The sequence below is a fragment of the Rhodovulum steppense genome, assembly GCF_004339675.1.
In the GTDB taxonomy this organism is placed as follows: domain Bacteria; phylum Pseudomonadota; class Alphaproteobacteria; order Rhodobacterales; family Rhodobacteraceae; genus Rhodovulum; species Rhodovulum steppense.
Window position 1 is genome coordinate 1 of sequence record NZ_SLVM01000041.1, and the last position, 16,885, is coordinate 16,885.

13 protein-coding genes and 1 tRNA gene are annotated in these 16,885 nt (G+C 64.3%); all 14 read left to right on the forward strand.

Going from position 1 to position 16,885, the window contains the following annotated elements; all coding sequences use genetic code 11:
- Positions 1–528: 528 nt before the first annotated feature.
- Positions 529–604 (forward strand) — tRNA-Trp (locus EV216_RS17355).
- 135 nt (positions 605–739) lie between these two features.
- The gene (locus EV216_RS17360; protein WP_132697032.1) at positions 740–1,087 is read left to right on the forward strand and encodes a hypothetical protein; all 348 of its coding nucleotides are present in this window, start codon (positions 740–742) and stop codon (positions 1,085–1,087) included.
- Positions 1,088–1,178: 91 nt separating this feature from the next.
- Entirely contained in the window at positions 1,179–1,370 is a 192-nt protein-coding gene (gene secE / locus EV216_RS17365) for a preprotein translocase subunit SecE (protein WP_132697034.1), read from the forward strand.
- A 175-nt stretch (positions 1,371–1,545) separates the two neighbouring features.
- The gene (gene nusG, locus EV216_RS17370; RefSeq protein ID WP_132697036.1) at positions 1,546–2,079 is read left to right on the forward strand and encodes a transcription termination/antitermination protein NusG; all 534 of its coding nucleotides are present in this window, start codon (positions 1,546–1,548) and stop codon (positions 2,077–2,079) included.
- 104 nt (positions 2,080–2,183) lie between these two features.
- Positions 2,184–2,636, forward strand: a complete 453-nt coding sequence (rplK, locus tag EV216_RS17375) for a 50S ribosomal protein L11 (protein WP_132697038.1) — start codon at positions 2,184–2,186, stop codon at positions 2,634–2,636.
- A 5-nt stretch (positions 2,637–2,641) separates the two neighbouring features.
- Complete coding sequence (rplA, locus tag EV216_RS17380; RefSeq protein ID WP_132697040.1) at positions 2,642–3,340, forward strand: 50S ribosomal protein L1; 699 nt, start codon at positions 2,642–2,644, stop codon at positions 3,338–3,340.
- 266 nt (positions 3,341–3,606) lie between these two features.
- Positions 3,607–4,125, forward strand: a complete 519-nt coding sequence (gene rplJ, locus EV216_RS17385; RefSeq protein WP_132697042.1) for a 50S ribosomal protein L10 — start codon at positions 3,607–3,609, stop codon at positions 4,123–4,125.
- A 74-nt stretch (positions 4,126–4,199) separates the two neighbouring features.
- Entirely contained in the window at positions 4,200–4,580 is a 381-nt protein-coding gene (rplL, locus tag EV216_RS17390; protein WP_132697044.1) for a 50S ribosomal protein L7/L12, read from the forward strand.
- Between the two features lie 253 nt (positions 4,581–4,833).
- Positions 4,834–8,970, forward strand: coding sequence for a DNA-directed RNA polymerase subunit beta (rpoB, locus tag EV216_RS17395; RefSeq protein WP_132697046.1), 4,137 nt, complete (start codon positions 4,834–4,836; stop codon positions 8,968–8,970).
- A gap of 105 nt (positions 8,971–9,075) precedes the next feature.
- Positions 9,076–13,320: a DNA-directed RNA polymerase subunit beta' gene (gene rpoC / locus EV216_RS17400; RefSeq protein ID WP_132697048.1), complete on the forward strand. Its 4,245-nt coding sequence runs from the start codon at positions 9,076–9,078 to the stop codon at positions 13,318–13,320.
- Between the two features lie 386 nt (positions 13,321–13,706).
- On the forward strand, positions 13,707–14,078 hold the full coding sequence (gene rpsL / locus EV216_RS17405) for a 30S ribosomal protein S12 (RefSeq protein WP_132546720.1): 372 nt from the start codon (positions 13,707–13,709) through the stop codon (positions 14,076–14,078).
- 12 nt (positions 14,079–14,090) lie between these two features.
- On the forward strand, positions 14,091–14,561 hold the full coding sequence (rpsG, locus tag EV216_RS17410; RefSeq protein WP_132697050.1) for a 30S ribosomal protein S7: 471 nt from the start codon (positions 14,091–14,093) through the stop codon (positions 14,559–14,561).
- A 24-nt stretch (positions 14,562–14,585) separates the two neighbouring features.
- Entirely contained in the window at positions 14,586–16,709 is a 2,124-nt protein-coding gene (gene fusA, locus EV216_RS17415; protein ID WP_132697052.1) for an elongation factor G, read from the forward strand.
- 83 nt (positions 16,710–16,792) lie between these two features.
- Positions 16,793–16,885: GTP-binding protein (locus EV216_RS17420; RefSeq protein ID WP_132693438.1), on the forward strand; the 93-nt coding region annotated here is incomplete at its 3' end.

The window sequence follows — 16,885 nt, forward strand, 5'->3', positions numbered from 1 at the left end:
CGCACCGTCGGCGCCGGCGTCGTCTCCAAGATCATCGAGTAACCGAAATCACGGCCGGGTCGGCGAAAGCCGACCCATCAGCCCGAGGGCAAGAAGGACGAGGGGCGCGCCCACTGCGGTGCGCCCTTCTCTTTGCTGCACCGCTCGCATGGGCGGATGCTCGTGGCAGTCGGTGGCGGCATGCGGGGCAGTCTTTGGGCGCAGCGGGATCGGCTCTGGAAGAAATGCGCTGCGATTGGTTCGGGCGCAGTGCCGGACGCGCCCGGTGCCGCGCGACTCGCATGCGGACGAACAGGAAGGAAAGTCGTCGCTTGCTCGCGTTCGCCATTGCCGGGGTGGCCGCGGTCGCCCCGATTGCCACGATCTACGGCGTGTTCCACGGCGCAACGTCGTACAGGTTGCGAATCTCGAGGTCGGACCGGGCGGTTGCAGAAATCGGGGCGGCGCACGGGTGGCTGCGAAACCGGGGCGCGGGCGAAAAACCGGGCTTGATTCCGCCGCCCCGGTGACGTAACCGGGGCTCGGCCTAGGGGTGTAGCTCAGTTGGTAGAGCATCGGTCTCCAAAACCGAGGGCCGGGGGTTCGAGTCCCTCCGCCCCTGCCAGGCCAATACTCCGCACATGCCGTCATGGGGTCGTCGCGGCGCCCCATCGCTGCCATGGCAGCGGCCGATGATCCTGGAATGCGCGTCGGTTGTCCCGACGCGCGCTTGGACGGCGATTGTAGCAGGCGGGGAAAGATGCGCAGCATTCTTGCAATTCAGGTCTGGCTGGCCGCTATGGCGCTGCCCGCTACGCTTCTGGCGCGCGACGCGCCGGGGGCGAAATGGCTCGTCGCCCCGGCGGTCGAGCCGCTGTCCGCCGAACCGCCCGTGGCCGCACCCGCCCTGCCCGGTTTCACCACGGAGGCCGGACCCGACCCCGCCATGATCGGACTCGCCTTGGCGGTTCTCGGGCTGGCAGCCGGCATCTTCGTGCTGGGTCGACTGATCGGGTTCCTCCGGGCGCGCTACCTGTCCGCGGGTGGTCGCTCGGGCCGCCGGGGCGACCGCTTTTCGCAACTCTCTGCCGATGCGGACCGTCGTTAGGTCGTCGTCCGCCCGGCCTGCGCCCTTGCAATCACGGCGCCAAGCGCGTATCTCGCCCCCTATCGGCACGAGAAACGGGACCATCACGGCCATGGCCAATCCGCTCCAGTTCATCCAGCAGACCCGGTCCGAGGTCTCCAAGGTCGTCTGGCCGACCCGGCGCGAGGTCGGTCTGAGCACCGTCATGGTCCTGATCATGGCAACCCTGACGGCGATCTTCTTCTTCTTCGTGGACTGGATGATCCGCTCGGGGCTTCAGTTGATCCTAGGCTTTTTTGGCTGAGCCTGCCGATTTTCAGGCCAGCGGGCTTGAAAGGTGGGGATCACATCTGTAAGGCGAACGCTGTTCTGGGCTCCGGCGTGCATCGATTCGGGTTGCGCGCTGTTTTTTGTTCCGGAAAGCGTAGGTCGCAAAGAGAAAACGGCCCAAGGCCGGTGGACGCGAGGTAAGGGGCAAGATGGCGAAGCGGTGGTATTCGGTGAGCGTGCTCTCGAACTTCGAGAAGAAGGTCGCCGAACAGATCAGGACAGCTGTCGCCGATGCCGGTCTCGAGGATGAGATCGAAGAGGTTCTCGTGCCCACCGAAGAGGTGATCGAGATCCGCCGCGGCAAGAAGGTGACCGCCGAACGCCGCTTCATGCCCGGCTATGTGCTGGTGCGCATGGACATGAGCGATCGCGGCTATCACCTCATCAGCCAGATCAACCGGGTCACGGGCTTTCTGGGCCCGCAGGGCAAGCCGATGCCGATGCGCGACGAGGAGGTGAACCAGATCCTGAACCGGGTCGAGGAGGGCGAGGTGCAGCCGCGCTCGCTCATCACCTACGAGATCGGCGAGAATGTCAGCGTGACTGACGGCCCGTTCGAGGGCTTCTCGGGCATGGTCGAGGAAGTGGATGACGACAACCAGCGCCTGAAGGTGACGGTGTCGATCTTCGGTCGGGCAACGCCGGTCGAACTGGAATTCACGCAGGTCTCCAAGGGGGCCTGACGCGAAGCCGTGGGAGGCGGGCGGGCGCGCCCGAACGCCGGACCACTAAACCGATGCGCCACCCTCGCGTGGGTCCGGCGCGGTGAGAAGAAGGAGAGGGCCTTATGGCCAAGAAGGTAATCGGCAAGCTGAAGCTGCAAGTGAAGGCAGGCCAGGCGAATCCCAGCCCGCCCGTTGGTCCCGCGCTCGGTCAGCGCGGCATCAACATCATGGAATTCTGCAAGCAGTTCAACGCCAAGACCCAGGATCTGGAGCCCGGCGCCCCCTGTCCGACGGTCATCACCTACTACCAGGACAAGTCCTTCGCGATGGAGATCAAGACGCCGCCTGCGTCCTTCCTCCTGAAGAAGGCGGCGGGTCTCAAGCCGGTCGGCAAGCGCAACCGTGCCAAGGGCTCGGAAAAGCCCGGCCGCGACGTTGCGGGCACGGTGACGGTGGCGCAGGTGCGCGAGATCGCCGAGACGAAGATGAAGGATCTGAACGCCAACGACATCGAAGGCGCGATGCAGATCATCCTGGGGTCGGCCCGTTCGATGGGCATCGAGGTGAAAGGGTAAGCGCGATGGCAAAGCATGGAAAACGTGTGCGCGCCGCGCGCGCAGCCGTCGGCGACAAGGAAAACCTCAGCGTCGAGGAGGCGGTGGCCCTGATCAAGTCGAACGCGAATGCCAAGTTCGACGAGACCGTCGAGATCGCGCTGAACCTCGGTGTAGATCCGCGGCACGCCGACCAGATGGTCCGCGGCGTGGTCACGCTGCCCAACGGCACCGGCAAGGATGTGCGCGTGGCGGTCTTCGCTCGCGGCCCCAAGGCCGACGAGGCCCGGGCGGCGGGTGCCGAGATCGTCGGTGCCGAAGATCTGATGGAAACGATCCAGGGCGGCACGATCGAGTTCGACCGCTGCATCGCGACGCCGGACATGATGCCGGTCGTCGGGCGGCTGGGGAAAATCCTCGGCCCGCGCAACCTCATGCCGAACCCCAAGGTCGGCACGGTGACGATGGACGTGGCCGAGGCGGTCAAGAACGCCAAGGGCGGCGAGGTGCAGTTCCGTGCCGAGAAGGCGGGCGTCGTGCATGCCGGCATCGGCAAGGCCTCGTTCGACGAGGGCAAGCTGGTCGAGAACGTGCGCGCCTTCGTGGGTGCGGTCAGCCGGGCCAAGCCCTCGGGCGCCAAGGGCACCTACATGAAGAAGGTGTCGCTCAGCTCGACCATGGGGCCGGGCGTGTCGGTCGATGTTGCCTCGGCAACCGGCAATTGATTAAGGATAGGCTGACGCCTATTCTCACGCGAATTTCCGGGTCTCGTGCCCGGGAATGGCGGGGCGGCGACGCCCCGTCCTGTCCGAGACGGAGGGTGCGGCCCGCTGGGGGCGCTTAATGTCCTTCCCGAGATGGGGAAACGAGACAGATTTCGCGAAGGTCTGACCTTCGGGCGATCCTGGCCTCGGGACCTCGCGGACCCGAACGCCGGACTTCGGTCCGGCAGACCTGAGCCGGGGGGAGACCCCCAAACTGGAGTGAAACTGTGGATAGAGCCCAGAAAGAGAAAGTGGTCGAGGAACTCGGCCAGATCTTCGAAAGCTCTGGCGTCGTGGTGGTTGCACACTACGCGGGTCTCACGGTTGCCGAGATGCAGGATCTGCGCGCGCGCATGCGTGCGGCGGGCGGATCCGTACGCGTCGCCAAGAACAGGCTCGCCAAGATCGCCCTGGAAGGAAAGCCTTGCGCCAGCATCGCCAGCCTTCTGACGGGCATGACCGTGCTCACCTATTCCGAAGACCCCGTGGCGGCAGCCAAGGTCGCGGAAGCCTTTGCCAAGGACAACTCGAAATTCGAGATCCTCGGCGGGGCGATGGGTGAGACGGCCCTGGACCGGGCCGGTGTCAAGGCAGTGTCCGACATGCCGTCGCGCGAGGAGCTTATCGCCTCGATCGTCGGCTGCATCGGTGCACCCGCCAGCAACATCGCCGGTGCCATTGGCGCGCCCGCTTCCAATATCGCAAGCATCCTCTCGACCATTGAGGAGCGTGCGGAAGCCGCTTGAGCAACTTCGTGATCCCGCGTGGGCTGCACTGGCCTCGCGTTGGAACAGAACATGTGTAAAGAACGGAACAGAAAATGGCTGATCTGAAGAAACTTGCCGAAGAGATCGTGAACCTCACGCTGCTCGAGGCCCAGGAACTGAAAACGATCCTGAAAGACGAATACGGCATCGAGCCCGCCGCCGGCGGCGCCGTTATGATGGCCGGTCCCGCCGCCGGTGGCGATGCCGCCGCTGCCGAAGAGCAGACCGAGTTCGACGTGATCCTCAAGAACGCCGGCGCCAACAAGATCAACGTGATCAAGGAAGTCCGCGCGATCACCGGTCTCGGCCTCAAGGAAGCCAAGGACCTCGTCGAGGCCGGCGGCAAGGCCGTCAAGGAGCAGGTCTCCAAGGCCGAAGCCGAAGAGATCAAGGGCAAGCTCGAGGCGGCTGGCGCCGAAGTCGAGCTCAAGTGATCCAGGCGCGGGCATGCTGCCCGCGATCCGCATGAAAAGGCTGGGCCCGGGGGACAAATTCCGGGTCCGGCCGAACCTGTCTTGAAAAGGGCTTGCATCGCCCAAGCCCTTTTCAAGGCGCGGTTCGAGGTTCGGGAGCGGCCGGTGGGACGGCTTGCAGGAATGGAGCCTCTCCCCCTGTTTCGTGAGCGGCGCGCGGCCGTGGCCCGACGGCATCGCGCAGACGCGACAGACGAAAGGTGAGACCACAGACATGGCGCAGACCTACCTTGGCCAGAAGCGACTCCGCAAATATTACGGCAAGATCAGCGAAGTGCTGGAGATGCCGAACCTCATCGAGGTGCAGAAGTCCTCGTATGACCTGTTTCTGAACTCGGGCGACGGACCGGTGCCCGCCGATGGCGAGGGCATCCAGGGGGTGTTCCAGTCGGTCTTCCCGATCAAGGATTTCAACGAGACGTCGGTGCTGGAGTTCGTGAAATACGAGCTTGAAAAGCCGAAATACGACGTCGAGGAATGCATGCAGCGCGACATGACCTATGCGGCCCCGCTGAAGGTCACGCTGCGCCTGATCGTGTTCGATATCGACGAGGATACCGGCGCCAAATCGGTCAAGGACATCAAGGAGCAGGACGTGTTCATGGGCGACATGCCGCTCATGACGCCGAACGGTACCTTCATCGTCAACGGCACCGAGCGGGTGATCGTTTCCCAGATGCACCGCTCGCCTGGCGTCTTCTTCGACCATGACAAGGGCAAGACGCACAGCTCGGGCAAGCTGCTGTTTGCCTGCCGCATCATCCCCTATCGCGGCTCGTGGCTGGATTTCGAGTTCGACGCCAAGGACATCGTCTTTGCGCGCATCGACCGGCGCCGCAAGCTGCCGGTCACCACGCTGCTTTATGCGCTGGGGCTGGATCAGGAAGGCATCATGGATGCCTATTACGAAACGGTCGACTTCAAACTCGAGAAGAGCCGCGGCTGGGTCACCCGGTTCTTCCCCGAGCGCGTGCGCGGCACGCGGCCTGGCTACGATCTGGTGGATGCCGCCACCGGCGAGGTGATCTGCAAGGCCGGTGACAAGGTCACGCCGCGGCAGGTCAAGAAGCTGATCGAAGAAGGAAAGGTCACCGAGCTTCTTGTCCCATTCGATCACATCGTCGGTCGCTATGTCGCCAAGGACATCATCAACGAGGAAACGGGCGCGATCTATGTCGAAGCCGGTGACGAGTTGACCTGGGAAATCGGCCGCGACGGCGAGGTGTCGGGTGGCACGCTCAAGACGCTGCTGGATGCGGGCATCACCGACATCCCGGTGCTCGACATCGACAACATCAATGTCGGCCCCTATATCCGCAACACCATGGCGGCGGACAAGAATCTCGGCCGCGACACCGCGCTGATGGACATCTACCGCGTCATGCGCCCGGGCGAGCCTCCCACCGTCGAGGCCGCCACAAATCTGTTCGAATCTCTGTTCTTCGATGCGGAACGCTACGACCTGTCGGCGGTAGGCCGGGTCAAGATGAACATGCGCCTCGCGCTCGACGCGCCCGACACCCAGCGCACCCTGCGCCGCGACGACATCATCGCCTGCGTCAAGGCGCTGACGGAACTGCGCGACGGCAAGGGCGAGATCGACGATATCGACCATCTGGGCAACCGCCGGGTGCGCTCGGTCGGCGAACTGATGGAGAACCAGTATCGCGTGGGCCTGCTGCGGATGGAACGCGCCATCAAGGAGCGCATGTCCTCGGTCGAGATCGACACGGTGATGCCGCAGGATCTGATCAACGCGAAACCCGCGGCGGCCGCGGTGCGCGAGTTCTTCGGCTCCTCGCAGCTGTCGCAGTTCATGGACCAGACCAACCCGCTGTCCGAAGTCACGCATAAACGCCGCCTCTCGGCGCTTGGCCCGGGCGGCCTGACGCGGGAGCGCGCGGGCTTCGAGGTGCGCGATGTGCACCCGACCCATTACGGCCGGATGTGCCCGATCGAGACGCCGGAAGGCCCGAATATCGGCCTGATCAACAGCCTCGCGACGTTCGCGCGGGTGAACAAGTACGGCTTCATCGAGACGCCCTATCGCAAGGTGGTCGACGGGCAGGTGACCGACGAGGTCAACTACATGTCCGCCACCGAGGAGATGCGCCACACCGTCGCCCAGGCGAACGCGAATCTCGACGAGCAGGGCCGTTTCGTCAACGATCTGGTGAACACCCGCCAGTCGGGCGAATACACCATGGCGCCGCGCGAAAGCGTCGACCTGATCGACGTGTCGCCGAAGCAGCTGGTGTCGGTCGCTGCCTCGCTGATCCCGTTCCTTGAAAACGACGACGCCAACCGAGCGCTGATGGGTTCGAACATGCAGCGCCAGGCGTTGCCGCTGATCCAGGCCGAGGCGCCCTTCGTCGGAACGGGGATGGAGCGCAAGGTCGCCATCGACAGTGGGGCCGCAATCCAGGCGCGCCGGGCGGGCGTCATCGACCAGGTCGATGCCCAGCGGGTCGTCGTGCGGGCCACCGAGGATCTGGAACTGGGCGACGCGGGCGTGGACATCTACCGCCTGCGCAAGTTCCAGCGCTCGAACCAGAACAGCTGCATCAACCAGCGTCCTCTGGTGAAGGTGGGCGACACGGTCACCAAGGGCGAGGTGATCGCCGACGGCCCCTGCACCGACATGGGCGAACTGGCGGTCGGCCGCAACGTGATCGTCGCCTTCATGCCCTGGAACGGCTACAACTACGAGGACTCGATCCTGATCTCGGAACGCATCGCGCGTGATGACGTCTTCACCTCGATCCATATCGAGGAATTCGAGGTCGCCGCCCGCGATACAAAGCTCGGGCCCGAGGAAATCACCCGCGACATCCCGAACGTGGGCGAAGAGGCGCTGCGCAATCTCGACGAGGCGGGCATCGTCTATATCGGCGCCGAGGTCGGCCCGGGCGACATCCTTGTGGGCAAGATCACGCCCAAGGGCGAAAGCCCGATGACGCCCGAGGAGAAACTGCTGCGCGCCATCTTCGGCGAGAAGGCGTCCGACGTGCGCGATACCTCGCTGCGCCTGCCGCCGGGCGATTACGGCACCGTGGTCGAGGTGCGCGTGTTCAACCGTCACGGCGTCGACAAGGACGAGCGCGCGCTGCAGATCGAGCGCGAGGCGGTGGAAAGCCTTGCCCGCGACCGCGATGACGAGCTGGCGATCCTCGAACGCAACATCTATGCGCGCCTGAAGTCGATGATCCTGGGCAAGGTGGCGGTCAAGGGGCCCAAGGGCGTCCCCGCGAATGCACAGATCACCGAGGATCTGCTGGCCTCGCTCTCGCGCGGACAGTGGTGGCAACTGGCGCTTGAAGGCGAACAGGACGCCGCCGAGGTCGAGGCGCTGAACGCCCAGTTCGAGGCCCAGCGCCGCGCGCTCGACCACCGCTTCGAGGACAAGGTCGAAAAGGTGCGCCGCGGCGACGACCTGCCGCCCGGCGTGATGAAGATGGTCAAGGTCTTCATCGCGGTGAAGCGCAAGCTGCAACCCGGCGACAAGATGGCCGGCCGTCACGGCAACAAGGGCGTCGTCTCCAAGGTCGTGCCGATGGAGGACATGCCCTTCCTCGCGGATGGCACGCCCGTCGATATCGTCCTCAACCCGTTGGGCGTGCCCTCGCGGATGAATGTGGGCCAGATCCTCGAAACCCATATGGGCTGGGCCGCGCGCGGCCTGGGGATCAAGATCGACGATGCGCTGGGCGAATACCGGCGCACGGGCGACCTGACCCCGGTGCGCGAGGCGATGCGGCTGGCCTATGGCGACGATGTCTACGAAGAGGGCATCAGGGACATGGACGAGGGAACCCTGATCGAGGCCGCCTCGACGGTGACCCGCGGCGTGCCGATCGCGACACCTGTCTTCGACGGCGCCAAGGAGGCCGATGTCAACGACGCGCTGAAACGCGCGGGCTTCGACACCTCGGGGCAGTCGGTGCTGTTCGACGGCCGCACGGGCGAGCGCTTTGCCCGCCCCGTGACCGTGGGCGTCAAGTACATCCTCAAGCTGCACCACCTGGTGGACGACAAGATCCACGCGCGCTCGACCGGACCCTACAGCCTGGTCACCCAGCAGCCCCTGGGCGGCAAGGCCCAGTTCGGCGGCCAGCGTTTCGGCGAGATGGAGGTCTGGGCGCTGGAAGCCTATGGCGCGGCCTACACCCTGCAGGAGATGCTGACGGTGAAATCCGACGACGTGGCAGGCCGGACCAAGGTCTACGAGTCGATCGTCAAGGGCGAGGACAATTTCGAGGCCGGCGTGCCGGAATCCTTCAACGTTCTGGTGAAGGAAGTCCGCGGCCTCGGGCTGAACATGGAACTCCTGGACGCGGAGGAGGACGAGTAGGGCAAGCCCCGAATGGTGGGTTTCACCCACCCTACGCCGGTTTCGTAGGGTGGGTGCCAACCCACCGCCCTTCCTCCTTTCCGCCAGCCTTTCAAGGATCGAACGATGAACCAGGAACTGACCACGAACCCCTTCAACCCGCTCGCCGCGCCCAAGCAGTTCGACGAGATCAAGGTCTCGCTCGCCTCGCCGGAACGGATCCTCAGCTGGTCCTATGGCGAGATCAAGAAGCCCGAGACGATCAACTACCGCACCTTCAAGCCCGAGCGTGACGGGCTGTTCTGTGCGCGGATCTTCGGGCCGATCAAGGATTACGAGTGCCTGTGCGGCAAGTACAAGCGCATGAAGTATCGCGGCGTCGTCTGCGAGAAATGCGGCGTCGAGGTGACGCTGCAGAAGGTCCGGCGCGAGCGCATGGGCCATATCGAACTGGCCGCCCCCGTCGCGCATATCTGGTTCCTGAAATCGCTGCCCAGCCGCATCGGCCTGATGCTGGACATGACGCTGCGCGATCTGGAACGCGTGCTGTATTTCGAGAACTACGTCGTGATCGAGCCCGGCCTGACGGATCTCTCCTACGGCCAGATGATGACCGAGGAAGAATATCTCGACGCCCAGGACCAGTACGGCTCGGATGCGTTCACCGCCGGGATCGGCGCTGAGGCGATCCGCGACATGCTGGCCCAGATCGACCTCGAGGCCGACGCCGAGCGCCTGCGCGAGGAACTGAAAGAGGCCACCGGCGAGCTGAAGCCCAAGAAAATCATCAAGCGGCTGAAGGTTGTCGAAAGTTTCCTCGAATCGGGCAACCGGCCGGAATGGATGGTTCTAACCGTGATCCCGGTCATCCCGCCGGAACTGCGTCCGCTGGTGCCGCTCGATGGCGGCCGCTTCGCCACCTCGGACCTGAACGACCTTTACCGCCGGGTCATAAACCGCAACAACCGTCTGAAACGGCTGATCGAACTGCGCGCGCCCGACATCATTGTGCGCAACGAAAAGCGGATGCTGCAGGAATCGGTGGACGCACTGTTCGACAACGGCCGCCGCGGCCGCGTCATCACGGGTGCCAACAAGCGCCCGCTGAAGTCGCTCAGCGACATGCTGAAGGGCAAGCAGGGCCGGTTCCGGCAGAACCTGCTCGGCAAGCGTGTGGACTTCTCGGGCCGTTCGGTGATCGTGACCGGGCCTGAACTCAAGCTGCACCAGTGCGGCCTGCCCAAGAAGATGGCGCTCGAGCTGTTCAAGCCGTTCATCTATTCGCGGCTGGAGGCGAAGGGGCTGTCCTCGACCGTCAAGCAGGCGAAGAAGCTGGTCGAGAAGGAACGTCCCGAGGTCTGGGACATTCTCGACGAGGTGATCCGCGAACATCCGGTGCTGCTGAACCGCGCGCCGACGCTGCACCGTCTGGGCATCCAGGCGTTCGAACCGATCCTGATCGAGGGCAAGGCGATCCAGCTTCACCCGCTGGTCTGCTCGGCCTTCAACGCGGACTTCGACGGCGACCAGATGGCCGTCCATGTGCCCCTTTCGCTGGAAGCCCAGCTCGAGGCGCGCGTGCTGATGATGTCCACCAACAACGTGCTTTCGCCCGCCAACGGCGCGCCGATCATCGTGCCCTCGCAGGACATGGTGCTGGGCCTCTACTACGTCTCGATGGAACGCCAGGGCATGAAGGGCGAGGGCATGGCCTTCGCCGATGTCGACGAGGTGCAGCACGCGCTGGACGCGGGCGAGGTGCATCTGCACGCGAAGATCACGGCGCGGATCAAGCAGATCGACGAGCACGGCAACGAGGTGATGAAGCGTTACGAGACGACGCCCGGCCGGGTGCGTCTGGGCGCGCTGCTGCCGCTGAACGCCAAGGCGCCGTTCGAACTGGTCAACCGCCTTCTGCGCAAGAAGGAGGTGCAGCAGGTCATCGACACCGTCTACCGCTATTGTGGCCAGAAGGAATCGGTCATCTTCTGTGATCAGATCATGGGCATGGGCTTCCGCGAGGCGTTCAAGGCCGGCATCTCGTTCGGCAAGGACGACATGGTCATTCCGGACTCGAAATGGACCATCGTCGAGGGCGTCCGCGACCAGGTGAAGGAGTTCGAACAGCAGTACATGGACGGCCTCATCACCCAGGGTGAGAAGTACAACAAGGTCGTCGATGCCTGGTCGAAATGTTCCGACGAGGTGGCCGCCGCGATGATGGCCGAGATCTCGGCCGTCCGCGTGGACGACACCGGTGCCGAGAAGGAACCGAACTCGGTCTACATGATGTCCCACTCGGGCGCGCGCGGCTCGCCCGCCCAGATGAAGCAGTTGGGCGGCATGCGCGGCCTGATGGCCAAGCCGTCGGGCGAGATCATCGAGACGCCGATCATCTCGAACTTCAAGGAAGGCCTGACCGTTCTTGAATACTTCAACTCCACCCACGGCGCCCGCAAGGGTCTGGCCGATACCGCGCTCAAGACCGCGAACTCGGGCTACCTGACCCGGCGTCTGGTGGATGTCGCGCAGGACTGCATCGTGCGTCAGAACGATTGCGGCACCGACAAGGCGATCACCTGCGAGGCGGCGGTCAATGATGGCGAGGTCGTGGCCTCACTGTCCGAGCGTCTGCTGGGCCGTGTCGCGGCCGATGACGTGCTGAAACCCGGCACCGACGAGGTGCTGGTCAGCCGCAACGAACTGATCGACGAGCGCAAGGCCGACGCGATCGAGAAGGCGGGCGTGGCGACGGTACGCATCCGCAGCCCGCTGACCTGCGAGGCCGAGGAAGGCGTTTGCGCCGCCTGCTACGGGCGCGACCTTGCCCGCGGCACGATGGTCAATGTCGGCGAGGCGGTCGGCATCATCGCCGCCCAGTCGATCGGCGAGCCGGGCACCCAGCTCACGATGCGGACCTTCCACATCGGCGGCATCGCTCAGGGCGGCCAGCAGTCCTTCCAGGAGGCCAGTCAGGAGGGCCGGATCGAGTTCCGCAACCCGAACCTGCTGACCAACGCTTCGGACGACCAGATCGTGATGGGCCGCAACATGCAGCTTGCGATCATCGACGAAAACGGGGTGGAGCGCGCGAGCCACAAGGTCGGCTACGGCACCAAGGTCTTCGTGACCGAGGGCGCCACGGTCAGGCGTGGCGACAAGCTGTTCGAATGGGACCCCTACACCCTGCCGATCATCGCCGAGAAGGCGGGCGTGGCCAAGTTCGTCGACCTCTATACCGGGATCTCGGTGCGTGACGAGACCGATGACGCGACGGGCATGACCCAGAAGATCGTCACCGACTGGCGCACCGCGCCCAAGGGCGGCGATCTCAAGCCCGAGGTCTTCGTCGTCGATCCCGAAACCGGCGAACCGGTCCGGAACGACCAAGGCAACCCGGTGACCTATCCGATGTCGGTCGATGCGATCCTCTCGATCGAGGACGGCCAGGAGGTCAAGGCCGGCGACGTCGTCGCGCGGATCCCGCGCGAGGGGGCCAAGACCAAAGACATCACCGGGGGTCTGCCCCGCGTGGCGGAACTGTTCGAGGCGCGCCGTCCCAAGGACCACGCGATCATCGCCGAGATCGACGGCTATGTGCGGTTCGGGCGCGACTACAAGAACAAGCGCCGGATCACCATCGAACCTGCCGACGACACGCTTGAGCCAGTGGAATACATGGTGCCCAAGGGCAAGCACATCCCCGTGCAGGAAGGCGATTTCATCCAGCGTGGCGACTACATCATGGACGGCAACCCCGCACCGCATGACATCCTCGCGATCATGGGGGTCGAGGCGTTGGCCAATTACATGATCGACGAGGTGCAGGAGGTCTATCGTCTGCAGGGCGTGAAGATCAACGACAAGCATATCGAGGTAATCGTCCGCCAGATGCTGCAGAAGTGGGAGATCCTCGACTCGGGCGATACCACGCTGCTCAAGGGTGAGCATGTCGACAAGGCCGAGTTCGACGCGGCCAACGAGAAGGTCATGGCCAAGGGCGGGCGTGCCGCTGATGGCCAGCCGATCCTGCTTGGCATCACCAAGGCGTCGCTGCAGACCCGGTCGTTCATCTCGGCCGCCTCGTTCCAGGAAACGACGCGGGTGCTGACCGAGGCCGCCGTTCAGGGCAAGCGCGACAAGCTGGTGGGCCTAAAGGAAAACGTCATCGTCGGTCGACTGATCCCGGCGGGCACCGGTGGGGCCAGTCAGCGCGTGCGCCGCATTGCCTCCGAGCGAGACCAGAAGGTGATCGAGGCCCGCCGCGCCGAGGCCGAAGCGGCAGCGGCCCTTGTTGCGCCCATGGACGTGATGGAGCCGGACGAGGACGATTTCGGCTTGGTCGAAACACCCGAAAGCCGCGACGAATAGGCGGCCTTCCTGCAATAGAAGAACGCCTCTGCCAGCGATGGTAGGGGCGTTTTCAGTCTGGTGGGGGCGCTGGACGGCGGGGCGAATGGTGTTTCGACAAGCTGTCTGAGCGCCACGCCCCGATGTTGTCCGCCCGAGCCTGTCCCATCGGTGTTGACAACCCCCCCGACTCCCCCTATACGGCGCGAACTCGGGTCGGCGGCTTTGTCCGCCATGCCTGAAATCAGAACTGAAGTGGTCAAGATCCGGGCCTCAGGCCCCGATCCTCTGGAATTCCACCGCGTCGTTCCCGGACAGAAGGGAGCGAATGCGGCTTTCGCGTTTCGTGGACGCACGAGGCGCCGACGAAGACGAGATTTGAACGGGTTGCAACACGGGGAACCGGAATGCCGACAATCCAGCAGCTGATCCGCAAGCCGCGGCAGCCGAAAGTCAAACGCCAGAAGTCCCAGCACCTGCAGGGCTGTCCGCAAAAGCGGGGTGTTTGCACGCGCGTCTACACCACCACGCCGAAGAAGCCGAACTCGGCCATGCGGAAGGTTGCCAAGGTGCGCCTCACCAACGGCTTCGAGGTGATCAGCTACATCCCCGGCGAGAGCCACAACCTCCAGGAACACTCGGTCGTGCTGATCCGCGGCGGCCGGGTTAAGGACCTTCCGGGTGTCCGCTACCACATCCTGCGCGGTGTGCTGGATACCCAGGGCGTCAAAGACCGCAAGCAGCGCCGTTCGAAATACGGCGCCAAGCGTCCGAAGTAAGGAGAGACGTCGATGTCCCGCCGCCACGCCGCCGAAAAGCGCGAAGTCCTGCCCGATGCCAAGTTCGGTGATCGGGTGCTCACGAAATTCATGAACAACCTGATGGTCGACGGCAAGAAATCGGTCGCCGAGCGCATCGTCTACTCTGCGCTGGACCGCGTCGAGAGCCGCCTCAAGCGCGCCCCGATCGAGGTCTTTCATGAGGCGCTCGACAACGTGAAGCCCTCGGTCGAGGTGCGCTCGCGCCGGGTCGGCGGTGCCACCTACCAGGTGCCTGTCGAGGTGCGCCCCGAGCGCCGCGAGGCGCTGGCGATCCGCTGGCTGATCGACGCCAGCCGCAAGCGCAACGAGAACACCATGGAAGAGCGCCTGGCGGGCGAACTGGTTGATGCCGTCCAGTCCCGCGGCACTGCGGTGAAGAAGCGCGAAGATACCCACAAGATGGCCGACGCCAACAAGGCGTTCAGCCACTACCGCTGGTAACAGACAAGGCCGGGAACCGAACCAATGGCACGCGAATACCCCCTCGAGCGCTACCGAAACTTCGGTATCATGGCGCATATCGACGCCGGCAAGACCACCACGACCGAGCGTATCCTGTTCTATACCGGCAAGTCCCACAAGCTTGGCGAGGTCCATGATGGCGCCGCCACCATGGACTGGATGGAGCAAGAGCAGGAGCGCGGGATCACCATCACCTCCGCCGCGACCACGACCTTCTGGCAGCGCCAGGAGGATCCGACCGCCGAGGGGATGTCCGACACCAAGTTCCGGTTCAACATCATCGACACGCCCGGACACGTCGACTTCACCATCGAGGTTGAGCGTTCGCTTGCCGTGCTCGACGGGGCGATCTGCCTGCTGGACGCCAATGCCGGCGTCGAGCCGCAGACCGAGACCGTCTGGCGCCAGGCCGACCGCTACAAGGTGCCGCGCATCGTGTTCGTCAACAAGATGGACAAGATCGGTGCCGATTTCTTCAACTGCGTCAAGATGATCAAGGACCGCACGGGCGCCACGCCCGCGCCGATCGCGCTGCCGATCGGGGCTGAGGACAATCTCGAGGGCATCATCGACCTGATCTCGATGGAAGAGTGGACCTGGAAGGGCGAGGATCTGGGCGCTTCCTGGACCCGCCAGCCGATCCGCGACGAGCTGAAGGATCTGGCCGACGAATGGCGCGCCACGCTGGTCGAGCTTGCCGTCGAGCAGGACGATGTCGCGATGGAAGCCTATCTCGAAGGCAACGAGCCCGACGAGGCCACGCTGCGCAAGCTGATCCGCAAGGGCACGCTCAGCCTGTCCTTCGTGCCGGTGACCGCGGGGTCGGCGTTCAAGAACAAGGGCGTCCAGCCGCTGCTGAACTCGGTGATTGACTTCCTGCCGAGCCCGCTCGACGTGCCGGCCTATATGGGCTTTGCGCCCGGCGACGACACCGAGACCCGCAACATCGAGCGGTCGGCCGATGACGCGCAGCCCTTCGCGGGCCTTGCGTTCAAGATCATGAACGACCCGTTCGTCGGTTCGCTCACCTTCACGCGGATCTATTCCGGTCAGCTCAAGAAGGGCGACCAGATGCTCAACGCGACCAAGGGCAAGCGTGAGCGTGTCGGCCGGATGATGATGATGCACTCCAACAACCGCGAGGAAATCGACGAGGCTTTCGCGGGCGACATCATCGCGTTGGCGGGCCTGAAGGAAACCACCACCGGGGACACACTTTGCGATGCTGCGAAGCCCGTCGTGCTGGAAACCATGACTTTCCCCGAGCCGGTGATCGAGATCGCGGTCGAACCCAAGACCAAGGCCGACCAGGAGAAGATGGCCCAGGCGCTGCAACGTCTGGCCGCCGAGGATCCGTCCTTCCGCGTCGAGACCGACATCGAGTCCGGCCAGACCATCATGAAGGGCATGGGCGAACTTCACCTCGACATCCTTGTCGACCGCATGAAGCGGGAGTTCAAGGTCGAGGCGAATATCGGTGCGCCGCAGGTGGCCTATCGCGAAACCATCAGCCACAAGGCCGAGATCGACTATACCCACAAGAAGCAGACCGGTGGTTCGGGCCAGTTCGCGCGCATCAAGCTGGTGATCGAGCCTACGACGGCGGGCGAGGGCTACAGCTTCGAAAGCAAGATCGTGGGCGGCGCGGTGCCGAAGGAATACATTCCCGGTGTCGAGAAGGGGATCCAGTCGGTGATGGATTCCGGTCCGCTTGCGGGCTTCCCGGTGATAGACTTCAAGGTGGCCCTGGTGGATGGCGCCTATCACGACGTGGACTCGTCGGTCCTCGCCTTCGAGATCGCCTCGCGTGCAGCGATGCGCGAAGGTCTCAAGAAGGCCGGTGCGAAGCTGCTCGAGCCGATCATGAAGGTCGAGGTGGTGACGCCCGAGGAATATACCGGCGGCATCATCGGCGACCTGACCTCCCGTCGGGGGCAGGTGCAGGGTCAGGACAGCCGCGGCAACGCGAATGTCATCAACGCCTTCGTGCCGCTGGCCAACATGTTCGGCTACATCAACACCCTACGCTCGATGTCTTCGGGCCGTGCGCAGTTCACGATGCAGTTCGACCATTACGAGCCGGTGCCGCAGAACATCAGTGACGAAATCCAGGCGAAATACGCCTGACGCCCGGTGGGTTTCACCCACCCTACACAGAAACCGTAGGGTGGGTGCCATCCCACCGCCGGACCAGTTAGCAGGAGGCCCCCATGGGTAAGGCAAAGTTCGAACGTACGAAACCGCATGTGAACATCGGGACGATTGGTCACGTTGACCACGGCAAGACGACGCTGACGGCGGCG